Origin of the sequence: Candidatus Dedyshia acidiphila (assembly GCF_051025295.1) — a bacterium.
In the GTDB taxonomy this organism is placed as follows: Bacteria; Acidobacteriota; Terriglobia; order Terriglobales; family Acidobacteriaceae; genus KBS-83.
This window is the reverse complement of the sequence record NZ_JBMGJV010000021.1, coordinates 51,371-73,093: the sequence shown is the minus strand read 5'-3', so window position 1 is coordinate 73,093 and position 21,723 is coordinate 51,371. Positions and strand designations below refer to the sequence as shown.

The window sequence follows — 21,723 nt, the reverse complement described above, 5'->3', positions numbered from 1 at the left end:
TTCGGGTTGTGCTTCGACAACACCTTCGTGATCGCCGCCGTCAACGTCGTCTTGCCGTGATCAATGTGACCAATCGTTCCCACATTCACGTGCGGCTTCGACCGGTCAAACTTCTCCTTCGCCATCGTCCTTCTCCTGAACTTCCCGTTCTGTCACGGCGTGGTCGCCCACGCGATCTTGTCACTGCTACGGCTGTTTACTTGCCTTGGTTGCGGCCAATGATCTCTTCCGAGATCATGCGCGGCGCCTCTTCATAGCGGGCGAACTGCATGCTGTAGGAGGCACGGCCCTGGGTGGACGAGCGAATGTCGTTCACGTAGCCGAACATCTCCTTCAGCGGCACCATCGCCTTGATTACCTGCGAGCCGCCAGAGTGCTCCATGCCCTCGATCCGGCCGCGACGCGAATTGATGTCGCCGATGATGGTGCCCATGTGCTCTTCGGGCACCGTCACTTCGACCGCCATTACGGGCTCGAGCAGCACCGGGCTCGCCTTGCGGGCCGCTTCCTTGTAGGCCATCGAGCCGGCAATCTTGAACGCCATTTCGTTCGAGTCGACATCGTGGTAGCTGCCGTCATACAGCACGGCCTTGAAGTCGACCATCTCGTAACCGGCGAGGATACCGTTGTGCAGCGCCTCGCGGATGCCCTGCTCGGTCGGCTTGATGTATTCCTTCGGCACCACGCCACCGCGAATCTCGTCGACGAACTCGAAGCCCTTGCCGGGATCGTTCGGCTCGACGCGGATCTTGACGTGCCCGTAGTTGCCCGAACCACCCGTCTGCCGGATGTACTTGCCTTCAGCCTCGGCGATCTTGCGGATGGTCTCGCGGAAGGCCACCTTGGGCTCACCCACGTTCGCCTCGACCTTGTGCTCGCGCTTCATGCGATCCACGAGAATCTCGAGGTGAAGCTCACCCATGCCGCTGATGATGGTCTGGCCCGAGTCGACATCGGTCCGCACCTTGAAGGTGGGATCCTCATCGGACAGCCGCGCCAGCGCGATGCCCATCTTCTCCTGGTCGCCCTTGGTCTTCGGCTCGATCGCGACCGAGATGACCGGCTCCGGGAAGGTGATGGCGCTCAGCGCAACGGGCGCATTCGGCGAGCACAGCGTGTCACCAGTCTTCAATTCCTTCAAACCCACTGCCGCGCAGATATCGCCGGCGTAGATCTCGGTGATGTCCTCACGCTTGTTGGCGTGCATCTTGACCAGGCGACCCACGCGCTCCGTCTTGCCGGTGCGCGGGTTCATGACCGTGTCACCCGTCTTCAGCGAGCCCGAGTAGATGCGGATGAAGCCCAGCTTACCGAATGGATCGTTGATCAGCTTGAAGCCCAGCGCCGAGAAGGGCTCCGAGTCGTCCGCCTTGCGGATCAGCACCTTCGACGGGTCCGACGGGTCGATGCCTTCAACCGCCGGCACATCAAGCGGGCTCGGCAGATAGTCGACCACTGCATCGAGCAGCGTCTGGATACCTTTGTTCTTGAACGCCGAACCGCACATCACCGGGAACACCTTCATCCCGATCGTGGCCTTGCGCAGGGACACCTTCAGCTCGTCGGCAGTCGGAATCTCGCCCTCGAGGAACTTGTGCAGCATGTCATCGTCATTCTCGGCGACCGACTCGACCAGCTGCATTCGGAAGGCTTCTGCCTTCTTGAGCAGGTTGGCGGGAATCTCTTCGACCGAGTACTCGGCACCCATCGTCTCGTCGTGCCAGATGATGGCGCGCATCTCGATCAGGTCGACCACGCCGCGGAAGCCTGCCTCTGCGCCGATCGGGATCTGGATGGCCACCGGCCGCGCGCCGAGGCGCTTGCGGATCGTCTCGATCACATGCTCGAAGTCCGCGCCGGCCTTGTCCATCTTATTGACGAAGCAAATCCGCGGCACATGGTACTTGTCGCCCTGCCGCCACACCGTCTCGGTCTGCGGCTGCACGCCGGAGACGGAGTCAAACAGCGCAACGGCGCCGTCGAGCACGCGCAGCGAGCGCTCCACCTCAGCCGTGAAGTCCACGTGGCCGGGCGTATCGATGATGTTGACGCGGATGTTCTTCCAGGTGCAGGTGGTCGCAGCGGACGTGATCGTGATGCCACGCTCCTGCTCCTGCTCCATGTAGTCCATCGTGGCCGTGCCTTCGTGGACCTCGCCGATACGGTGCGTGATCCCGGTATAGAACAGGATGCGCTCGGTGGCGGTGGTCTTGCCGGCGTCGATGTGCGCCATGATGCCGATGTTCCGGCAGCGATTTAGAGGTACTTGGCGGGCCACGGTGTCGTCTCTCTCTACTTCTCGCCAGCCCTCGCGGGCCGGCGTCCAGCTTGCGGTTCTTGGTTAGTTCGGATCGTTACCAGCGGTAGTGCGCAAAGGCCTTGTTCGCTTCGGCCATGCGGTGAATGTCTTCCTTCTTCTTCATTGCTGCGCCGCGGCCGTTTGCCGCGTCCAGCAGCTCGTTGGTCAGCTTCTCGATCATGCCCTTCTCACCACGGGCACGGCCGTAGGTCACCAGCCAGCGGATCGCGAGCGAGGTGCGGCGATCGGGATTGACCTCGATCGGCACCTGGTAGTTCGCGCCGCCCACACGCCGGGTCTTGACCTCGAGCAGGGGCTTGCAGTTCTCGACTGCCTTCTTGAACAGCTTCAGGGCTTCATCGCCGCCGCGCTGTTCCAGGTTGTTCATCGCCGTGTAGAAGATGGTCTGCGCGGTCGACTTCTTGCCGCCCCACATCATCGAGTTCACGAACTTGGTCACCAGCGAGGAGTTGTAGACCGGATCGGCGGCTACCTCGCGCTTGGCAATATGTCCTTTTCTCGGCATCGCTCTCTAATCCTCTTCTGTTACTTGGCAGCGGTCTTGGGACGCTTGGCGCCGTACTTGGAACGGCCCTGCTTGCGATTGGCCACGCCGACCGAATCGAGCGAGCCGCGCACCACGTGATAGCGCACACCGGGCAGATCCTTCACACGGCCGCCGCGGATCAGCACAATCGAGTGCTCCTGCAGGTTGTGGCCGATGCCGGGGATGTACGTCGTCACCTCGATGCCATTGGTGAGCCGCACGCGGGCCACCTTGCGCAGCGCGGAGTTCGGCTTCTTCGGCGTCTGCGTATACACACGGGTGCACACGCCGCGCCGCTGCGGGGAGCCCTGCAGCGCGGGGCTCGCGGTCTTGTACCGCGGTGCTGTGCGACCCTGCTTCACCAGCTGATTGAATGTCGGCAAACCAGTACTCCTAACCTTCTTCGTCTCACTAAAGCCGCAGCCCGGGCCATGGAGGCTCATGCCGGCGCACACTCGCGCTCACCAAAGGGCATGACCACACTGGTCCGCTCCGCGTCTGCTTGCTTCCTATCTCAGACAGGAACCGCGACGGTGGCCGTACGCACGAGCCCTCCCGCTCTTCCGGGAAGACTGAGGTGTTCAGCTCCGTTTCGCTTGTTCCGGCCCACATAGCCCTTCCAGGCGAAGGGTGTCGCAGGCACCGATGCGATGTTTGTCCCCGCTGTGTTGCCGAGGAGCCGCAGGGAGGGTAGCCGTAAACTCCAGGCAAACCGCACTCTGTGGGATCCCGTCTGGCACCCGCCGCCGCGCTTTGAACCAGCCAGCTCGCGCAGGACGTGCCTCTAGGAACTTTCTAACAATAGCAAGCCCGCCTACGCAGGTCAACGGAGGCCCTGCAAATTCTGCTTTGTCCAAGCAATGATTGCGACCCTTTGCCGCGAAAACCAGCCAAACCGGACGGTGAGATGCGATCGAAAGGCTGATTTTGCACGCTTCCGCACTCTGCTGAAGCCTCTAGCGGCCGGGGACTTCAACCCGAAACACATGCAGCAGAGCGGCCAAAACGCAGAGAGCCAGAGCTTTGCGTTAGCATCCGGTGCATGTCTTCGCGCCCTGCACGCTGCCACCACTTCTTTGCGCTCTCCCTGCTCTGCCTCGCCCCGCTTGCCGCAGGGGCTGCCGACAATACGCCGGGCAGCATTCATCCACCGGCTAATCCTAAGATTCGGCAGATCTTGTCGGACCTGGGCCGGGTGGAGCGGGTGGGGCAGACGGCGCTCTCGCCGGACGGGCAGCACCTAGCGTGGACAGAGTCGCGGGGGAAGCAGGAGCGCCTCCTGATCGGCGGCGCGCGTGGTGAGAATGCCCAGCCACTCGCCGTAGGCGCGGGCTGCAAGGCGGCGCGCCCGTTTGGTCGCCGAACTCGGCACAGCTTCTGTATTTGGGTGAGTATGGCAAGGACGGCCAGACCGACCTGTTTGTGACCACTGCTGCCGGCGCTGCACCGCACCAGCTCACACACCTGAAGGGCTATGTCGAGGCGGCAGCCTGGTCGCCCGATGGCAAGCGCATCGGCTTCCTTTATGTACCGGGGGCGACACGGCCAGCCGGAGCATTGGCTGCGATGAAGCCGCCATCCGGGGTGATTGGGGTCGAAGGGCTCGAAGTGCAGCGTGTTGCCGCCGTGGGCGCGCAGGGCGGAGAGCCGGAGCTGCTGACGCCGGCGAACCTGCATGTATATGAGTTTGACTGGTCTCCGGATGGGGCAAAACTGGCCTACATTGCCGCACCACCGCCGGGCGAGAACACCTGGTGGGTTGCGCAGCTCTATACCGCGCAAGCGACGGTGAACGGGCAGCCGACCCGTGTGGTCGATCCGGCCAAGGTTACGGGGCCGCTCCACGGGTTGCAGATGGCGGTGCCGCGTTGGTCGCCGGATGGGCAACAGATCGCCTTCATCGGCGGACTGATGAGCGACCAGGGGGCGACGGGCGGCGATCTCTACCTGGTGCCTGCAGCAGGCGGAACTCCCGTCGATGCAACGTCCGAGGCCAAGGTGAGTTCAGTGTGGCCCTACTGGCAGAGTGCGAACGAACTGCTGGTGTCGCAGATCGCGAATGGCAAGAGCCGGGTGACGTCGTATCGCGTCACCAGCAGCGGCAGCCAGCCCATGCTGAGCGAGGGCACGACACTGGTCGAGACGCCGGCGGCGATCGGCGATGGTCGCGAGGCGATGAGCCTTTCGATTGCGAAGGATGGCCATTTTGCGGTGACCAGCAGTTCCTTCGAGAAGGCGCCCGAGGTCTTTGTCGGCGAGTTGAAGGCCGGCTCGGCGCTGACCCAGGTGTCGCATGTCAACGATGCCGTGCAGCCGGCGTGGGGCAAACCCGAGTCGATTGAATGGGATAACGAGGGCTACCACATCCAGGGCTGGCTGATGCTGCCGCGGCACTACGACCCTGCGAAGAAGTATCCGCTGGTGGTGATGGTGCATGGCGGGCCGTCGAGCGCGGTGCTGCCGCGCTGGCCCGGAGCGGGCTTTGGTGCGGCCCCGTTGAGTGCGATGGACTACTTCGTGCTCGAACCGAATCCGCGGGGGAGTTATGGAGAGGGTGAGGCGTTTACGCAGGCGAATCGCAAGGATTTCGGCTACGGCGATCTGCGCGACATTCTGGCCGGGGTGGATGCGGTCGAGAAGAAATACCCCGCGGTCGACAACAGCCGGCTGGGGCTGACGGGCTGGAGTTATGGCGGGTTCATGACGATGTTCGGCGTGACGCAGACGGACCGTTTTCACGCGGCCGTGGCGGGCGCAGGGATCGCAAATTGGCAGAGCTACTACGGTGAAAACTCGATCGACCAGTGGATGCTGCCCTTCTTCGGAGCCAGTGTTTATCAGGATCCGGCGGTGTATGCGAAGAGTTCGGCGATCGATTTCATCGGCAAGGTGAAGACGCCGACGCTGGTCGTGGTGGGCGATCGGGATGGCGAGTGTCCGGCGCCGCAGTCGTTCGAGTTCTGGCATGCACTGCGCGACGAAGGCGTGCCGACGGAGCTGGTGGTGTACCCGAATGAGGGTCACGGATTTCGCGATCCGGAGCACCAGGCGGATGTGCTCGAACGGACGCTGGGCTGGTTTAGCGAGTACCTCAAGTAGCTGATTTCATATGCGTGCAGTGATCACCAGGGGCAGCCAAACGGCTGCCCCTGGTGCGTTTTGGGTACGCAAACGGGCTCTTTCTGCGCGTCAGAATCGGAGGCAAGCTGGGCAAAGATGACCTCTCGGGTAATTGTTTTCATTACCTCCTCGTGCGAGGCTTGGAATGCGGGTTTGGGGTCACGGTTCACGTCGGGATGGAGGCGTTTGGGATGGCGACACAGGCGGTGGGAGATCTGCTGCGGCACTGGCGGCAGGAGCGGGGGAAGAGCCAGCTGGACCTGTCGCTGGATGCGGCGGTGTCGCAGCGGCATGTGAGCTTTGTCGAGAGCGGGCGGAGTGTGCCGAGCCGCGAGTTGCTGATGCGGCTGGCGCAGACGCTCGATGTGCCGCTGCGGGAGCGGAATTTGCTGCTATTGGCCGCGGGCTATGCGCCGATATACAGCGAAGGGGCGCTGGGCGCGGAGGAGATGACGCTGGTGCGGCGCGCGGTGGTGCGCATGCTGGACCAGCAGGAGCCGCATCCGGGGCTGGTGCTGGACCGGTACTGGAATGTGGTGGCCAACAACCAGGCAGCGCCGCGGCTGTTTGGCTCGCTGATGGACCTGGAGACGTGGCCGCGGCCGCGCAACCTGCTGCACCTGATGCTGAGTCCGAAGGGTCTGCGGCCGCACATTGCCGACTGGGAGCAGGTGGCGGCGGGTCTGCTGTCCCGCGTGGAGCGCGAGGCGATCGGGCACCGGGTGGACGCACAGATGCAGGCGCTGCTCGAACAGGTGCGGGCGTACCCTGGGGTGCGCGGGTTGGGGGCGGTGCGGCCGAGCGAGAGCCCGGTGCTGCCGATCACATTTGTGAAGGGCAAGGAGCGACGGTCGTACTTTTCGCTGGTGACGACGGTGGGAGTGCCGCAGAGCATTGCGGCGCAGGAGTTGCGGGTGGAGTGCATGTATCCGGTGGAGGATGCGTGAGGTGGTAGGGCGCGAGACGGACGGAGAGGCCGCGACTGTCGGGTAGTCGACGAACACGTTGGGGCGAGACGGCGGTGTCTTTATCTGCCACTGAGCGAAGCGCGTCGATGTCGTCGGCCTCGCCCATGTCGGAACAGCGAACGGTGTGGAAGGCGGACGCGTGTTTCGTGGGCGGCGTAGTGGAGCGTGGGCGGCAGGCAGGACGTCGACGTTCGATGGGGATTATTGAGGAGGGTCGGCGAGGTTTGGCCAGGTGTAGGCGATCTCGGTGAGGCTCATGCCACCGATTTCGATGGGCTTTGAGCCGGTGACCTTGCCGCCTTTGGCTTCGTAGAAGCTCCGAGCGGGGTTTGGTTCGAGGACCCAGAGGATCATGCTGCGGAAGCCTGCCGCGAGGAGGGCGTGGCGGATGCTGTCGAACAACGCGCTGCCGATGCCCTGCCGCTGCGCGTCCGACAGGAGATAGATGGCGTAGAGCTCGCCGTCACAGCCGAAGGCCGGCTCGCGGGCTGCGCCGCCGCTGACGAAGCCGATGACTCGCTGCTGCGATGTCGCGGTGAGCACGAGGGGGGCGCTGGCGAGCCACTCCTGCCAGAGGACGGTGCGCTGCTCGACATCGAGGCTCGCAAGAAATGGTGCGGGGACGATCCCGGCGTAGGTGCTTTGCCACCTTTCGACGTGGACGCGGGCGATGGCTGCGGCGTCTGCGGGCGTGGCGGGCTGGATGCTGGACATGTTCGTTTGCTCTAGAGCGCGATCAGGCTAGCACTGGGGGTAGGAGGGGACCCGCACCGCCGGACTTTCGACTTCAAGCAACGGTATGGCTTGCTATTCCCGATTGCCAGATTTGCATGGCTCACCGTATGGACGAAGGGTCTGCTCGATTGACCGCAAGGGGGGTGGCACGAGAATGCATCCAGAGACGGAGCCCGAGCGGGCGCAACCGGAGGTTGGTACCGCAGTGAGGAAGTGGCGCCTGGCGAGTCTCATATCCGGTCTGGCTTTGACCTGCAGTGTGGCGCTGGTGATCCCGTTTCTGTATGGACAGCCGTTTCACGCTCTGTGGAGCACCTTGGGAGTCGGGTTCCTTGGAACCTCGATGGCGCTTCTCATTGTCTTCATGTACTCGGCTGCGACCACTTTGAATATGTGTCTCGATGGAGCAGATTGCGAAAGGCAGACCGTGAGTATCGCGGGAATCGACGCTCAAGGAGGCGCGGCTAGTCCTGAGATAGCCGATGTTTCGGTTCTGCGTGAGATCGGTAGTGCGTCAGTTTGGCTTTGGCTGACAGACATGGTTTGCGTAGTCGAAGCGGCCGCCCTGATCCAGGCAGGAGTCCACATCCAAGGCAGTGTGGAAGTGGTGAAGAAGAAGTAGTGCTGTCACTGCCGCCAATGCCACGAAGATAAGCCAGCGTATCTTCAGGCGCGTTTTCCTTCACGGTTCAGGGTTCCTGGGAAGGGGTTCGCAGTATCGCAAGCGACTCTTCTATCGTCGACGCGTCGCTGGACTGTCGGAGGCCGTCGCAGGTCGGACGCGATCAGGCGCGCACTGCGGGCGTGAGGACTAGGAGCGGGCGCGAGCAGCGGTATTGAAGAGGCCCTTTGTCGCTGGCCCGGTGCCGCCTCCCTTCGTCAAGAAGAAAGGAGCGGTGGTTGTTCGTGGTGGCGACAATGGGTGTGCAGCACACCTAGCAGACCTTCACTTACACCGAAGATGCTTGAGGAGCCAACGACCAGTCCGTTTCGGAGAGATGGAAGCGGGTAGGGCGCACCGATGCTTGGCGCACCGGGTCTGGTCAGTCAAAAGGGCTGCTGCACAGTCCCGATTGGATCAAAACTAGGGATGGGGCTGAAGCGACCCACAGCAAAGTGGGAGCCCAGAGGGCTCCCATCGATCAATGCTTTTGATCGGCGCTTACTTTTGCAGAGCTGATTGTCTTGAAGGTACGGGTGGTGGCTGTGCGCGCAGCTTCGTACCGCTTACCCGACATTTTCGGGGCTGCCCCATACTTCTTCATGATGTCCGCTTGATCTTGCAGGTACTGGGTGGCGGCTTGTTTCGCTTCACTCTTGGACATTCGTGCTCACTCCTTTGGGCGCGGTCGTCTCTATTTCAGTTCCGGTTGGGGGAAGACCTGCTCCACAACGTATTCTGCAAACCAGCCCTGCCAGAACTTTTGTGTAAGCTTTCTGGTTTTCAAGTGAGATTCAAAGGCTGGATCGATCCTCACGGCATTTTGGATGACGGAAACGACGTCCCCAATACGCACCTTCTCCCCTGCGGGAACGCAGGTCTGTGAATATTCTAGAGCCTTCTTCGCCATCTCTTTGTACTTGTTTGGCTCGGATGAATAGAGTTTGTCGAAGCCCTTGCCAACCAATCGGTGTAGTCGCTCAGTGTCCAGGCTCATTTTTCGTTAAGCCTATCCCTATAAATACCGTAGTAGCAGCATTGCACCATACATTGCGGTCAGGACGAGAAGCAAGAAGAACATTCCAACCAACATCACGTAAGTGCATGGCGACGTGTGGAGTAGCCAAATCAGGCAGAGACCGGCCTCAGCCAAAGACAGAATGAAGGGCACTAGGCCAAGTTTCGCCGCGCGCTCATAGCGAGCCAGAAGAGTATCGTCTGTGGTCGCTGACGGAAAGCTGTTCGCTTGGGCAAAGACAAAGCCCGAGACGACCAACAACAGACCGGCCAGACCGACCGAAGCCGCAAGTAGCGTGATGACCACGTCCTTGGAAAACTCAGGCATTGCGCCGAATGATACAGGCCAGACGAACTCCTGTGGAGAACCAGACAGCCCCGCTACCAAGCGGGCTGTCGCTGGCTCCCTGCTTCCGTTGTGCTTTACACTCGGGGTACACGTTCGACAGTGATTTCTGGCAGTGAAACCGTAGCGGCCAGGCTGTGTGTTCCCAGGGTTTTGGAGTGTGCCGTGTGCTGCCGGGAAGGCGCTGCGGAGCATTTCGAGGGGGGCCGGCTCAGAGCAGCTGCGGGGAGGTTTCATGCGGCGGTACCTGCTCCTCGTCGTACTTTTTGTCGTCACGCTTCCGGTTCAGCTCTCGATTGTGGGCTGCGGCACGAATCCAAACAACTACTGCAATGCGTTCGGTGCGGGGTTTGCCACGAAGAAGGGCACGCTGGTGTCCTTCACGCTGGATCCGCAGCAGACGGGCATCTCGCTGGCGTTCGGCAAGGTGGGCAATCTGAATGCGGGGGGCGGCAAGGACTGCGCGGGGGCTCCGGCGAACCTGGGGACGCTGACGTACGGCACGAGCGACCTCAACAATGTGGACGTGTCGCCGACCGGGCAGGTGTGCGCGGGCCGGTGGAACCGGACGAGCAGCTCGGGGGTGGCGGCCTACTCGACGTGCATTCCGACGAATGTGTCGGAGGTGGCGACGGCGTCGGCGAGCTCGGGTGGCGTGACGTCGAGCAATGCGGTCAAGATATATGTGCATCCGGTAGTGACAGATATCACGCTGGATACGCTGGACGCGAGCGGCAAGCCGGTGCAGGGCTGCCTGTCGCAGTTCCAGACGGCGCAGTTGAATGCGACCGCGTTTGTGAATCAGAACGGGCAGAACACGCTGTTCTGCGCGCCGGCGGGCAATCCGCAGGGTGTGCCGGACTGCAGCACCAATATCGGCAACCTGAGCTACGCGGCGCAGACGACGAGCGCAAACGCGGGCACGACGACGTCGAACACGGTGGTGTCGATCGACCCGACAGGCGTGGCGACGGCGAAGCAGCCGGGCGCGGCGGTGATCACGGCGAGCATCTCGGGGACGAGCTCGGGCGCGGGCTACTTCTACACCTGCCCACCGGCATCGATCACGCTGCAGGCGAATGGCACGTCGTCGAACGTGACGGTGCAGCCGAACCTGGCGCAGCCGACGACGGCGACGGTGATCGACACGAAGGGCGCGACGATTACGGGCGTGCCGCTGACGTACACGTCGACGGACCAGCGGACGATCGGGGTGAGCGGGACGGGGAGCATCACGTCGCGGTTTGCGGGGTCGAGCTCGGTGTATGCGGTGTGCGCGCCGCCGTCCTGCAATCCTGCGCCGGTGAACCAGATTGGCGTGAACGGCAATGGCGTGCCGGTGGCGAGCAATACGCTGAACGTGACGTCGCCGGGCAGCGCGAGCAGCCTGATCTGGATGGCGAGTCCGAACTCGCAGTACTTTACGGCGATCGACCTGAGCCAGAACACGTCGGGGTCGCCGGTACACCTGCCGTACAAGCCGAACTCGATGGTGCTGGACCAGACGGGGTCGAGCCTTTATTTCGGCAGTTATCGCGAGCTGATGATCGTGAACGCGACGAGCACGGTGGGTGGCGGCGTGAGCTCGATTGCGGAGGACACGACGGTCAAGGGAGTGGTGCTGGCCGTGTCACCGTCGAACAACGAAGTGGTGATCAACGATCAGGACCAGCAGATCCTGTATCTGTACCGGCCGGCGACGGCGTCGTCGACGACGGGCGGCACAGGCAGCGCGGGGACCAGCGGCACGCCGGCCAGCATTGTGACGCAGTATGGCGGCGTCGGGCAGCGTGCGGTGTTCTCGCCGGACGGGACGACGGTGTACATCGTCGGGACGAACAAGCTGTACATCTTCAACACGTTCACGGGCTGGAGCACGGAGTCGCTGGACCCGAGCAATGCGACGCCGTCGAGCGGCGTGTGCCCGGCGAATACGGGGAGCGATCCGAACGTGGGTGGTCCGGCAAACGCGGCGTACAACGTATTCTGCTCGCCGGATGTGGCGCTGGCGGTGCCGCAGTTTGGCGCGTTCCTGTCGGGCGCGAACACGACGGCACGCGGCTACTGCCCGGACACGCGGACGGGGGCGATCGACAACTATCCCTCGGCGGTCCCGGGCGGCGCGACGGGCTACGGGTTTGCTGCGGATCACCTGGCGACGACGACGAACGGCAAGCACGTGGTGAGCGCGACGGCGAACCCGGCAGAGCTGGTGGATGCCAATGTGGTGGTGCCAACCGAGGCGAGTGCGAATGCAGCGGGCGCGTGCCCGACGTCGACCAACACGGTGAACGGGGCGACGGTGACGTCAACCATTCCGCTCGAGATTGCGAACCCGAACAACTTCACGCAGTCGCTGGCGGCGTTTGCGCCGTCGCTGATCCACCAGGTGGTGACGTCTCCGGATTCGTCACTGGCGGTGGTGACGTATGAGCAGGCGAATCCCACGGCGGGCAATGCCCTGCTGCCGGTGTACAGGATTCCGGCGGCGGGTGTGGCGGGAGCGCTGACCCCGGTGAAGCTGACGGGTGCGCAGGCGACGACGCCGGTGGCGGCGATCTTCAGCCCGGACTACTCGCAGATCTTCGTGTCGACGGGCGGGGATGCGAATATGCATATCGTCTCGACGAGGGACCTGACGGACACGGTGCAGTTCAACCCGAATTTGCCGGACGGCAATGGCGGGATCACGCCGGCGCAGTTTCTGGCGGTGAAGCCGCGGGCGGTGCCGTAAGGGTCGGCAGCGGGGATCTGGGATTGAGGCTAGTTGGCGGGAGGCGTGATGCGACCGCTGGCTGGCCTTTTTTCCTCGTGCTGCGATGTGGGAGGGAGTGGACTGAATCCATCCTTCGCTTTGCGAAGGATGGGGCACCCGGTTCTTTAGACACCTTTGGAGTTACAGAATCTAGTCGGCGGAACGCGTCATGCAGTCGCTGGCTGGCCTTTTTCTTGGTGGCTGGACCGTGAAGGAGTGGAGGAACCCACCCTTCGCTGCGCTCAGGATGGAGCACCCGGCGCTAAGTCACTCTGGGAGTTACGGAAGCTAGTCGGCGGTTCGCTTGATGCGACTGCTGGCCGGCCTTTTTCGGTAACAACATCCTTGCTCAGGATGGGGCACCCGGCTGGTTCGTCACTTAGGGAGTTACAGAAGAAGCGTTGGCGGAACGGGCGGGGGCACCCGGCGGAGTTGCTGACTGCTGGCGGGCTACTTGCGGCTTTTGGAGATGGCGTCGAGGATGGCGTTGACGAAGCCGACGGACTCCGGGGCGGAGTAGCGGCGGGCGATCTCGAGCGATTCGTTGATGACGATGGGGACTGGCGTGCCGGGGAAGCCGAGCAGTTCGGCGACGGCGAGGCGCAGCAGGTTGCGATCGACCGCGGGCATGCGCTGGATGCGCCAGTTGGCGGAGTGCTGCTCGATGAGGGCGTCGATCTCATCTTCCTTGCGGATGGCCATGCGGAAGAGGTCTTCGGCAAAGCCGCGGGTGTCGGCGTCGATCTCTTCTTCGCGGGCGGACCAGAAGGTGCGCTGCACCTGATCCGGTGTGTGCTTCCCGACGTCGAGCTGGAAGAGCATTTGCAAGGCGAGCTCGCGCGATTTGCGCCGCTTGCCGACGGGCGCACTCATGCGGGCCGCCTGTCGGGATCGGGATTGCGAGTGCTCGTGATGCGGCGATGGATGTCGATCATTTCGATGGTGGCGACGGCGGCTTCGAAGCCCTTGTTGCCGGCCTTGATGCCGGCGCGGTTGAGCGCCTGCTCGAGGGTTTCGCAGGTGAGGACGCCGAAGCCGTGCGGGATGCCGGTCTCCTGCTGGGACTGGCCGATGCCGCGGCTGACTTCGTTGTAGATGGCTTCGTAGTGCGCGGTCTCGCCGCGGATGAGGCAGCCGAGGGTGATGATGCCGTCGAAGCGCTTCGTCTCGGCGAGCGCGCGTGCGGCGGAGGGGACCTCCCAGGCGCCGGGGACGCGAACGATCTCGATGTCTTCGCGGCGGCCGCCGCTGCGGAGGATGCCATCGAGCGAGCCCTGGAGGAGTCGGTCGGTGATGACGGCGTTCCAGCGGGCGACGACGATGCCGAAGCGCATGCCGTTGGCGGAGAGATCGCCTTCGATGGCGAGGGGCTTGCCGCGGAGGGGCTCCTGCCACTCCCAGAAGGCGAAGGGGATGCCGGGCACGGGCTCGACGGAGAAGGCGAAGGACTTCCAGGTGGTGGGCGCGACCGGCTTGATGCGGCGTGCTGCTTCCTGCGAGCCGACGGTCGATTCGAGCCACTGCTTCGCGGCGACGTAGACGTCGGCGATGGCGGTGACCTCGATCATGACTTCGGCGGGGAGGGGGGCCATGCCGTCGAGCAGCTCGAAGCTGCCCATGGGCGCGACGAAGGGAGCGCCGCGGCTGAGGTCGGTCTGCCACGCGCGGCCGGGTTCGAGGCCGACGGCGGAGAGGAAGCGGTGCAGTGTGTCGTACACCGACGGCGTGCTGGCCGCGTGCACAAAGGTGATGCCCTTGATCATGCTCCTTTGAATCTACCATCGGCCGCGGGCGGAGCGGGGGTGACAAAGGCGCGGGCGGGCCGCGATGATAGCTGGTTCGACGAGGAGAGACGCATGGCTTACGAGACGCTGCTGGTGGAGCGCAGCGACACTTACGCGGTGGTGACGCTGAACCGGCCCAAGGTGATGAATGCGCTGAACCGCACGCTGTTTGCAGAGCTGGACGCGGCGTTTGCCGAGCTGAAGGACGATGCGGCGATGCGCGCGGTGATCGTGACCGGGGCGGGCGAGAAGGCGTTTGCGGCGGGCGCGGACATTGGCGAGCTGGCTGGTGTGTCGGCGGTGGAGGGACAGCAGTTGTCGGCGCGGGGGCAGGCGGTGTTTCGCCGGATCGAGACCTGCGGCAAGCCGGTGATTGCGGCGATCAACGGATTCGCGCTGGGCGGTGGCTGCGAGCTGGCGATGGCGTGCACGATGCGCATTGCGAGCGACCGCGCGCGGCTGGGGCAGCCGGAGGTGAAGCTGGGACTGCTGCCGGGGTATGGCGGATCACAGCGGCTGCCGCGGCTGGTGGGCAAGGGCGCGGCGCTGAAGCTGCTGCTGACGGGCGACATGGTGAGCGCGGAGGAGGCGTTCCGCATCGGGCTGGTGGATGAGGTGGTGCCGGCGGAGACGCTGCGCAGCCGCGCCGAGATGCTGGCACGCGCCGTGGCGCAGCAGGCGCCGCTGGCCGTGGCGGCGTGCATTGCGGCGGTGGAGGGTGGGTACGATCTGCCGCTGGATGCGGGGCTGGCGCTGGAGGCGTCGCTGTTTGGCGTGGCGTGCGCGACCGACGACAAGCGCGAGGGCACGACGGCGTTTCTGGAGAAGCGCGCGCCGGCGTGGCAGGGGCGCTGAGTTGCGTGATCGTGACGAGACGGATGCGGGTGAGTGCTTCCGATTGGGGTGGCGGCGCGGGATTGCTATTCTGAGCGCGTGGCCCCTGTCCGTTGTGCATGCACGTCTGAGCGTCTTCGCGTTCCCTACTTGTTGAGCCGCAGAGCCTTTGGCTGGCTGCTGCCGTTGCTGGTGTGCGGCTGCGTGCTGAGTACGGGTTGCCGCCGCAGTGCCGCGCCCGCGACCGCGCCGGAGCAGCCGAATCCGCGACTGCTGGCGAGGCAGGAGGCGCAGGCGCTCGTAAAGAGCGAAGGCACGGCGCGCGCGGAGCTTGCCGATATTCCGACACCGTCGAAGCACAAATATGTAAATGTGCACTCGACGGATGCCTGGGAGAATCCGCTGCTGACGGTGCACCGCGATTCGATGACGCTGCGCGTGATCTTTCCGCGACAGACGAACAGCCCGGTGGATGCGGGCACGATGCTGCACCCGGAGGCGGCGCGGCGGCAGGAGCTGGAGCTGCGGATGAGCGATCTGCCGGAGGGGCTGGCGGCGGTGCCGGAGTTTGCGTGGCCGTATGGACGCGTGGTCGCGATCCAGGAGTCGCCCACGGTGTCACGCCAGGATCGCGTGCAGGTGCGGCGCAATGTGGAGCAGGCGATCCGGATTGTGAACGATCTGGACGTGGTGGTGGACGAGTGGAATGCGCCGGCCGGCAACGGACTGCCGCACTGACGGGGAGACGACACGATGGCGACGCAAGGCGCGGGTGATGGCAGCGGAGAGCCGGGGCTGGCGATTCTGCGCATCGGCACGGGGCTGACGCTGTTTCTGCGGCATGGGTGGGAGAAGCAGCCGATGCATTGGGCGCAGTTCCTGGCGCACTTCCCTGACCCGGTGCACCTGGGGTCGAAGGCGTCGTTCTTCATCGCGTTCGTGTCTGACTTCGTGTGCTCGCTGCTGCTGGTGTTCGGCATTGCGACGCGGTGGGTGGCGCTGTTCTGCTTCTGTAACCTGCTGGTGGCGTGGGCGCTGGTGCATCGGTTCGCGTTCTTCGGACGCGCCGCGGGCGATCATGGCGAGTTGATCGTGCTGTACCTGATCGCGCTGCTGACGCTGGTGGTGAGCGGGTCGAGCGCGTGGAGCGTTCGCAGCCTGCGCGGCCGCTGATTAGAATCACTTCCACGATGCCTCCCTCGGTCCACACTACGGCGCTGGCTGTGTTCTGCACCTGCTTTGTGCTGGTGACGGTGGCGGGCTTTCTGGCGGCGCGCTGGCGACGCGCGGACCTGCACAGCCTGGAGGAGTGGGGGCTGGCGGGACGCCGGTTCGGCACGCTGGTGGTGTGGTTCCTGATCGGCGGGGACTTCTACACGGCGTACACGATCATTGCGGTGCCGGCGGCGATGTATGGAGCGGGAGCGCCGGGCTTCTTCGCGGTTCCCTACTGCATCCTGGCGTACCCGCTGATGATGCTGGTGCTGCCGCCGCTGTGGCGTATCTGCCACCGTGAGCGTTACGTGACGCTGGCCGACTATGTGCGCGGGCGGTATGGGAGCCGGTGGCTGTCCGTGGCGTTCGCGGTGACGGGCATTCTGGCGACGATGCCGTACATTGCGCTGCAACTGGTGGGGATGCGCGAGGTGATCGCGGCGCTGGGAATTCACGGGGAGTGGCCGCTGGTGGCGGCGTTCGTGATCCTGGCGGCGTACACCTACACGAGCGGGCTGCGCGCACCGGCGGCGATCGCGATTGTGAAAGACGTGATGCTGTACATCATGGTGATCGCGGCGGTGGTCGTGATCCCGGCGAAGCTGGGTGGCTATGCGGCGGTGTTTTCAGCCGCGGGGCATGCGCTGGCGACGCACACGCCGCCGGGTGGGCTGCTGCTGCGCCCAGCGCAGTACTGGAGCTATTCGTCGCTGGCGATCGGGTCGGCGCTGGCGCTGCTGTTTTATCCGCATACATTTACGGGGACGTTGAGCGCGTCGAGCGCGAACGTGATCCGGCGCAATGCCGCGTTGATGCCGGCGTACAACATATTGCTGGGGTTGATCGCGCTGCTGGGGCTGATGGCGCTGGCGGCGGGCATTCGTTCGACGGACACGTCGGCGGTGGTGCCGCTGTTGTTCGTGAAGTTGTTTCCGGAGTGGTTTGCGGGGTTCTGCCTGGCAGCGATCGGGATTGGCGCGCTGGTGCCGGCGGCGATCATGTCGATTGCGACCGCGAATCTGTTTACGCGGAATCTGTGGGGCGAGTTTGCGAGGACGCCGCTGACGCCGCCGCAGGAGGCGAGCATGGCGAAGGTCGTGTCTCTGGTGGTGAAGTTTGGCGCTCTGGTGTTCATCCTGAGCAATCATGCGCAGTATGCGATCGAGCTGCAGTTGCTGGGCGGTATCTGGATTATGCAACTGGTGCCGGCGGTGCTGTTCGGGCTGTTTGGCCGATGGTATCGCGGGACCGCGCTGCTGCTGGGCTGGGCCGCGGGGATGCTGGCGGGGACGGCGATGGTGGCCTCGACGGGCATGAAGTCTTCGGTGTACAGCATGCATATCGCCGGGCACGCGGTTGCGCTGTATGCGGCGCTGCCGGCTGTCGCGATCAACCTGCTGGTCGCCACGCTTGCGCAAGCGGCAGGCATTCGTAACACGGGAGTGGCCGAGGCGCCGCTGCCGCCACCCACGCTGAACCAGGTGTAGCCATGGAACGAGCCCTGCTTCCGATTCTGCAAGCCGATGCGCAGCGCCGGCCGGAGACGCACTTACCGCACGAGGACTTTGCGCAGCATGCGGCGCTTGAGGCGCGGCTGCGCGCGAGGGTGCGGGGGGAGGTGCGGTTCGATGCGGGGTCGCGCGCGATGTATGCGACGGATGCGTCGAACTACCGGCAGGTGCCGATCGGCGTGGTGCTGCCGCTGGACGCAGAGGATGTGGTGGCGACGATGGCGGCGTGCCGCGAGTTTGGCGCGGCAGTGCTGCCGCGTGGCGGTGGCACGAGCATTCCCGGCAATTGCTGCAATGTGGCCGTGGTGCTGGATTTCTCGAAGCACATGCGGCGGATGGTGGCGATCGACCATGCGGCGAAGCGAGCGCGCGTGGAGCCGGGGATTGTGCTGGACCGGCTGCGCGAGGAGGCGGAGCGGGGCGAGCTGACGTTTGCTCCGGATCCGGCGACGCACAGCCGGTGCACGCTGGGCGGGATGATTGGTAACAACTCCTGTGGCGTGCATGCGCTGATGGGCGGCAAGACGGTGGACAACATCGAGTCGCTGGAGGTGCTGCTGTACGACGGGACGCGGATGCAGGTGGGCGCGATGAGCGAGGCCGAGCTGGATGCGGCGATCGCTGCGGGGGGACGCGCGGGCGAGATCTATGCGGGGCTGAAGCGCATTCGCGATCGGTATGCAGTGCTGGTGCGGGAGCGGTTCCCGGATATTCCGCGGCGGGTGTCCGGGTTCAACCTGGATCAACTGCTGCCCGAGAACGGATTCCATGTGGCGCGGGCGCTGGTTGGGTCCGAGGCGACGTGCGTGACCGTGCTCGAAGCGACGGTGCGGCTGGTGAAGAGTCCGCAGCATCGGCAGCTGGTGGTGCTGGGGTTTGCGGATGCGTTTCTTGCGGCGGATGCGGTGCCGGAGATTCTGCGGTCGAAGCCGATCGGGCTCGAGGGGTTCGATGGGTTGCTGGTCGATTTCCTGCGACGCAAGCAGCTGCTGGAGGATGACATTGCGCTGTTGCCGCCGGGGCGCGGGTTTCTGCTGGTGGAGTTTGGCGCGGACACGGCGGAGGATGCGCTCCAGCAGGCAGAGCGGTTTGTGGAGGCGACGCGGGGCTGGGAGACGCCGGCGGCGGCGATCCGCAGAGATGGCGACGAGGCGGCGCGGGTTTGGGGCGTGCGCGAGTCTGCACTCGGCGCGGTGACGTATGTGCCGGGGGTGCCGGAGCTGTGGGAGGGCTGGGAGGATTCGGCGGTGCCGCCGGAGCGGCTGGGTGAGTACCTGCGGCGGTTGCAGGCGCTGGTGGATGAGTTCGGCTATGTGATGCCGATCTACGGTCACTTCGGGCAGGGCTGCATTCACACCCGCATCAGTTACGATTTGCGAACGGCGGAGGGCGTGGAGCGGTTTCGCGAGTTCCTGGAGCGGGCGGCGGACCTGGTGCTGGAGCTAGGCGGTTCGCTCTCGGGCGAGCATGGCGATGGGCAGGCGCGCGGGGCGCTGCTCCCGAAGATGTTTGGGCCGGAGCTGATGGAGGCGTTTCGCGAGTTCAAGGCGCTGTGGGATCCGGACAACAAGATGAACCCGGGCAAGATGATGGGGACGCCCGCGGAGCCGCAGATCTACCAGCCAGGCGAGAAGCTGCGGCTGGGGCCGGGGTATGCGGCGGCGCGACCGGAGACGCACTTTCATTTTCCCGATGATGACGGCTCGTTCGGCAACGCGACGATGCGGTGTGTGGGGGTGGGCGCGTGCCGCAAGGCGGACCACGGGACGATGTGCCCGAGTTACATGGCGACGGGTGAGGAGCAGCACTCGACGCGCGGCCGGGCGCACCTGCTGTGGGAGTTGATGCAGGGCGACACGCTGCCGGACGGCTGGCGCAACGAGCAGGTGCACGAGGCGCTGGACCTGTGCCTGTCGTGCAAGGCATGCAAGAGCGAGTGCCCGGTGAAAGTGGACATGGCCAGTTACAAATCGGAGTTCCTGGCCAAGCACTATGCGGGGCGGGTGCATCCGGTGCCGCACTACCTGTTCGGCTTTATGGATAAGTGGGCGCGGCTGGCGGCGTTTGCGCCGCGGGTTGCGAATGGGTCGTTGATGCTGCCGGGTGTGGAGGCGCTGGCAAAGCGGGTGGCGGGTGTTGCGCCGAAGCGGACGTTGCCGCGGTTTGCGCAGCGGTCATTCACGAGCGAGCAGGATCGAGCGGCGAGCACACCGACGGATGCGCAGACGGTGCTGCTGTGGCCGGACACGTGGAACAACTACCTGCAGCCGCAGGTGCTGGATGCGGCGGCGCGCGTGCTGCGGAGCGCGGGGTTTCGCGTGGTGTTTCCGCGGCGGCATATCTGCTGCGGGCGGCCGCTTTATGATTTTGGATTTCTGGATGAGGCGAAGCGGTACCTGGGGCGCGTGCTCGAGCGGCTGGGGCCGCAGATCGATGCGGGGTTGCCGTTTGTGGTGCTGGAGCCGAGCTGCGCGAGTGTATTTGTGGAAGAGTTACGAAATTTCTACCCGAAGGACGCGCGAGCACAGCGGCTGGCGAAGCAGACGTTTCTGCTGGCTGATTTTCTGGCGCAGCGTGCGCCGGGGTGGCAGCCGCCAAAGCTGGACGGACGACGCATCGTGCTGCATGGGCACTGTCACCACAAGGCGGTGTTTGCGATGAAGACGGAGCGGGGGCTGCTGGAGCGGAGCGGCGCGGCGGTGGATCTGCTGGACTCCGGATGCTGCGGGATGGCGGGGCCGTTCGGGTTTGAGCGGGAGAAGTATGAGGTGTCGCAGACGCTGGGCGAGCGCGTGCTGCTGCCCGCGGTGCGGGAGGCGGGGGAGCGAGACCTGATTGTGACGGACGGGTTCAGTTGCCGCGAGCAGATAGCGCAGGGCACGAGCCGGCGCGCGCTGCATGTGGCCGAGGTGCTGGCGGCCGGGCTCGAGTAGTTGCGTGCGGTGCGAGGCGCGCGGTCAGTAGCCGTTGGCGACGATGTTGCGGAGCGGCTCGCCGGCGAGGAAGCGACGGCACTGGTCACCGACTAACTGCATGGCGCGATCGGCGAAGCGTGGGCTGGCGCCGGCGACGTGCGGTGTGAGCAGCAGGTTGGGCGCGGACCAGAGGGGATGGCCGAGCGGCAGCGGCTCCGGATCTGTCACATCGACAGCGGCATGAATGCGGCGCGTGTGGAGTGCGACGACGAGGGCGTCCGTATCGACGACGGGACCGCGGGCGGCGTTGACCAGCAGGGCGCCGTGCTTCATGCGCGCGAGGCGGGGCGCGTTGATCCAGCCACGTGTGTGGCCGGTGAGCGGCACGAGCAGCACGACGACGTCGGCCTGCGGCAGGAGCGTGTCGAGCTGATCTTCCGAGGCGATGCCGTCGCCGCCGCTGCGGCTGAGCCGCAGGATGTTGACGCCGAAGGGCGCGAGCAGGGCCTCCGTCGCGCGACCGATAGAGCCGTAGCCGGCGATGAGGACGGTCTTGCCGGCGAGCTCGTCTGTGAGCGGCAGCGGGAGCAGGCGCTGTTCGTCTGGATGCGATTCGTGAAAGAGGTCTTCGGCACCACTGCGCTGACGCCAGTCGCCGGTCGCCTGCATACGGACGAAGAACGGGATGTATTTGAGCGAGGCGAGGATGACGGTGAGGATCCACTCGGCGACGGGGAGGTCATGGACGCCCTGCGCATCGCAAAGTGTCACACCAGCAGGCACGATTGGCAGATAGGCATCGACGCCAGCGAGCAGCGATTGCACGACCTTGACGGTGCGAATCTGCTGCCGTGCCGTGGCGGCCTGTCGGGCGTAATAGGGCAGGACCCACATGTCTAGATCGAACGGCGACGAAGCTGCGGAGGCGTCGTCGGGGATGCGGGTGACGGTGACGCCCTGCGGCAGGTGGCGGAGGAGCGAGGGGTCGATGGCTTCGGGAAGGCCGACGTGCATGC

21 protein-coding genes are annotated in these 21,723 nt (G+C 64.7%); 9 read left to right on the top strand and 12 right to left on the bottom strand.

The window, feature by feature from the left end; all coding sequences use genetic code 11:
* The 5 genes from AC5IJH_RS10570 to AC5IJH_RS10550 all read right to left on the bottom strand — a co-directional run.
* On the bottom strand, nt 1–125 hold a 125-nt coding region (locus tag AC5IJH_RS10570; RefSeq protein WP_491900910.1), incomplete at its 3' end, for a GTP-binding protein.
* Between the two features lie 71 nt (nt 126–196).
* Complete coding sequence (gene fusA / locus AC5IJH_RS10565) at nt 197–2,278, bottom strand: elongation factor G (RefSeq protein ID WP_491902777.1); 2,082 nt, start codon at nt 2,276–2,278, stop codon at nt 197–199.
* Between the two features lie 76 nt (nt 2,279–2,354).
* Nucleotides 2,355–2,825, bottom strand: coding sequence for a 30S ribosomal protein S7 (rpsG, locus tag AC5IJH_RS10560; protein ID WP_491902776.1), 471 nt, complete (start codon nt 2,823–2,825; stop codon nt 2,355–2,357).
* Between the two features lie 20 nt (nt 2,826–2,845).
* Entirely contained in the window at nt 2,846–3,229 is a 384-nt protein-coding gene (gene rpsL, locus AC5IJH_RS10555) for a 30S ribosomal protein S12 (protein ID WP_020707521.1), read from the bottom strand.
* An 857-nt stretch (nt 3,230–4,086) separates the two neighbouring features.
* The gene (locus tag AC5IJH_RS10550; RefSeq protein WP_491902775.1) at nt 4,087–4,218 is read right to left on the bottom strand and encodes a hypothetical protein; all 132 of its coding nucleotides are present in this window, start codon (nt 4,216–4,218) and stop codon (nt 4,087–4,089) included.
* A gap of 11 nt (nt 4,219–4,229) precedes the next feature.
* On the opposite strand from AC5IJH_RS10550, the gene AC5IJH_RS10545 reads away from it, so the two are divergent.
* On the top strand, nt 4,230–5,945 hold the full coding sequence (locus AC5IJH_RS10545) for a S9 family peptidase (RefSeq protein WP_491902774.1): 1,716 nt from the start codon (nt 4,230–4,232) through the stop codon (nt 5,943–5,945).
* Nucleotides 5,946–6,157: 212 nt separating this feature from the next.
* Entirely contained in the window at nt 6,158–6,913 is a 756-nt protein-coding gene (locus AC5IJH_RS10540) for a helix-turn-helix domain-containing protein (RefSeq protein ID WP_491902773.1), read from the top strand.
* Between the two features lie 222 nt (nt 6,914–7,135).
* Here AC5IJH_RS10540 and AC5IJH_RS10535 read toward each other — a convergent pair whose 3' ends face one another.
* Nucleotides 7,136–7,648, bottom strand: a complete 513-nt coding sequence (locus tag AC5IJH_RS10535) for a GNAT family N-acetyltransferase (RefSeq protein WP_491902772.1) — start codon at nt 7,646–7,648, stop codon at nt 7,136–7,138.
* Nucleotides 7,649–8,012: 364 nt separating this feature from the next.
* Between AC5IJH_RS10535 and AC5IJH_RS10530 the strand changes: the two genes are divergently transcribed.
* On the top strand, nt 8,013–8,291 hold the full coding sequence (locus tag AC5IJH_RS10530) for a hypothetical protein (protein WP_491902771.1): 279 nt from the start codon (nt 8,013–8,015) through the stop codon (nt 8,289–8,291).
* A 520-nt stretch (nt 8,292–8,811) separates the two neighbouring features.
* On the opposite strand, the gene AC5IJH_RS10525 is transcribed toward AC5IJH_RS10530, so the two are convergent.
* The 3 genes from AC5IJH_RS10525 to AC5IJH_RS10515 are packed head-to-tail and all read right to left on the bottom strand — an operon-like array spanning nt 8,812 to nt 9,675.
* The gene (locus tag AC5IJH_RS10525) at nt 8,812–8,994 is read right to left on the bottom strand and encodes a hypothetical protein (RefSeq protein WP_491902770.1); all 183 of its coding nucleotides are present in this window, start codon (nt 8,992–8,994) and stop codon (nt 8,812–8,814) included.
* A gap of 30 nt (nt 8,995–9,024) precedes the next feature.
* Nucleotides 9,025–9,327 (bottom strand): hypothetical protein, encoded by a 303-nt coding sequence (locus AC5IJH_RS10520; RefSeq protein ID WP_491902769.1) that lies wholly within the window; start codon nt 9,325–9,327, stop codon nt 9,025–9,027.
* Between the two features lie 18 nt (nt 9,328–9,345).
* Nucleotides 9,346–9,675, bottom strand: coding sequence for a hypothetical protein (locus tag AC5IJH_RS10515; protein ID WP_491902768.1), 330 nt, complete (start codon nt 9,673–9,675; stop codon nt 9,346–9,348).
* A gap of 253 nt (nt 9,676–9,928) precedes the next feature.
* Here AC5IJH_RS10515 and AC5IJH_RS10510 point away from each other — a divergent pair, with 253 nt between their 5' ends.
* Nucleotides 9,929–12,427, top strand: a complete 2,499-nt coding sequence (locus AC5IJH_RS10510) for a hypothetical protein (RefSeq protein ID WP_491902767.1) — start codon at nt 9,929–9,931, stop codon at nt 12,425–12,427.
* A gap of 471 nt (nt 12,428–12,898) precedes the next feature.
* Here AC5IJH_RS10510 and nusB read toward each other — a convergent pair whose 3' ends face one another.
* Together nusB and ribH are read right to left on the bottom strand one after the other, a co-directional pair.
* Nucleotides 12,899–13,321, bottom strand: coding sequence for a transcription antitermination factor NusB (gene nusB / locus AC5IJH_RS10505; protein WP_491902766.1), 423 nt, complete (start codon nt 13,319–13,321; stop codon nt 12,899–12,901).
* Nucleotides 13,318–14,211 carry a 6,7-dimethyl-8-ribityllumazine synthase gene (gene ribH, locus AC5IJH_RS10500; RefSeq protein ID WP_491902765.1) on the bottom strand — a complete coding sequence of 298 codons (894 nt, stop codon included), beginning with the start codon at nt 14,209–14,211 and terminating at the stop codon, nt 13,318–13,320. Before ribH ends, nusB begins: the two co-directional genes overlap by 4 nt.
* 93 nt (nt 14,212–14,304) lie before the next feature.
* Between ribH and AC5IJH_RS10495 the strand changes: the two genes are divergently transcribed.
* The 5 genes from AC5IJH_RS10495 (at nt 14,305) to AC5IJH_RS10475 (ending at nt 20,725) form a co-directional block, all read left to right on the top strand.
* Complete coding sequence (locus AC5IJH_RS10495) at nt 14,305–15,087, top strand: enoyl-CoA hydratase-related protein (RefSeq protein WP_491902764.1); 783 nt, start codon at nt 14,305–14,307, stop codon at nt 15,085–15,087.
* Nucleotides 15,088–15,219: 132 nt separating this feature from the next.
* Entirely contained in the window at nt 15,220–15,804 is a 585-nt protein-coding gene (locus AC5IJH_RS10490; protein WP_491902763.1) for a hypothetical protein, read from the top strand.
* A gap of 15 nt (nt 15,805–15,819) precedes the next feature.
* Complete coding sequence (locus tag AC5IJH_RS10485) at nt 15,820–16,239, top strand: DoxX family protein (RefSeq protein WP_491902762.1); 420 nt, start codon at nt 15,820–15,822, stop codon at nt 16,237–16,239.
* Between the two features lie 17 nt (nt 16,240–16,256).
* Nucleotides 16,257–17,768, top strand: coding sequence for a monocarboxylate uptake permease MctP (mctP, locus tag AC5IJH_RS10480; protein WP_491902761.1), 1,512 nt, complete (start codon nt 16,257–16,259; stop codon nt 17,766–17,768).
* Nucleotides 17,769–17,770: 2 nt separating this feature from the next.
* Nucleotides 17,771–20,725 carry an FAD-binding and (Fe-S)-binding domain-containing protein gene (locus AC5IJH_RS10475; RefSeq protein ID WP_491902760.1) on the top strand — a complete coding sequence of 985 codons (2,955 nt, stop codon included), beginning with the start codon at nt 17,771–17,773 and terminating at the stop codon, nt 20,723–20,725.
* Nucleotides 20,726–20,749: 24 nt separating this feature from the next.
* On the opposite strand, the gene AC5IJH_RS10470 is transcribed toward AC5IJH_RS10475, so the two are convergent.
* Entirely contained in the window at nt 20,750–21,721 is a 972-nt protein-coding gene (locus AC5IJH_RS10470) for a 2-hydroxyacid dehydrogenase (RefSeq protein WP_491902759.1), read from the bottom strand.
* Between the last annotated feature and the right edge of the window lie 2 nt (nt 21,722–21,723).

Bases quoted from the DNA above. Each gene is read 5' to 3' on its own strand.
- rpsG (WP_491902776.1), bottom strand. From the start codon at position 2,825: ATGCCGAGAAAAGGACATATTGCCAAGCGCGAGGTAGCCGCCGATCCG.
- AC5IJH_RS10540 (WP_491902773.1), top strand. From the start codon at position 6,158: ATGGCGACACAGGCGGTGGGAGATCTGCTGCGGCACTGGCGGCAGGAG.
- AC5IJH_RS10535 (WP_491902772.1), bottom strand. From the start codon at position 7,648: ATGTCCAGCATCCAGCCCGCCACGCCCGCAGACGCCGCAGCCATCGCC.
- AC5IJH_RS10530 (WP_491902771.1), top strand. From the start codon at position 8,013: ATGGCGCTTCTCATTGTCTTCATGTACTCGGCTGCGACCACTTTGAAT.
- AC5IJH_RS10525 (WP_491902770.1), bottom strand. From the start codon at position 8,994: ATGTCCAAGAGTGAAGCGAAACAAGCCGCCACCCAGTACCTGCAAGAT.
- AC5IJH_RS10520 (WP_491902769.1), bottom strand. From the start codon at position 9,327: ATGAGCCTGGACACTGAGCGACTACACCGATTGGTTGGCAAGGGCTTC.
- AC5IJH_RS10515 (WP_491902768.1), bottom strand. From the start codon at position 9,675: ATGCCTGAGTTTTCCAAGGACGTGGTCATCACGCTACTTGCGGCTTCG.
- AC5IJH_RS10510 (WP_491902767.1), top strand. From the start codon at position 9,929: ATGCGGCGGTACCTGCTCCTCGTCGTACTTTTTGTCGTCACGCTTCCG.
- nusB (WP_491902766.1), bottom strand. From the start codon at position 13,321: ATGAGTGCGCCCGTCGGCAAGCGGCGCAAATCGCGCGAGCTCGCCTTG.
- ribH (WP_491902765.1), bottom strand. From the start codon at position 14,211: ATGATCAAGGGCATCACCTTTGTGCACGCGGCCAGCACGCCGTCGGTG.
- AC5IJH_RS10495 (WP_491902764.1), top strand. From the start codon at position 14,305: ATGGCTTACGAGACGCTGCTGGTGGAGCGCAGCGACACTTACGCGGTG.
- AC5IJH_RS10485 (WP_491902762.1), top strand. From the start codon at position 15,820: ATGGCGACGCAAGGCGCGGGTGATGGCAGCGGAGAGCCGGGGCTGGCG.
- mctP (WP_491902761.1), top strand. From the start codon at position 16,257: ATGCCTCCCTCGGTCCACACTACGGCGCTGGCTGTGTTCTGCACCTGC.
- AC5IJH_RS10475 (WP_491902760.1), top strand. From the start codon at position 17,771: ATGGAACGAGCCCTGCTTCCGATTCTGCAAGCCGATGCGCAGCGCCGG.
- AC5IJH_RS10470 (WP_491902759.1), bottom strand. From the start codon at position 21,721: ATGCACGTCGGCCTTCCCGAAGCCATCGACCCCTCGCTCCTCCGCCAC.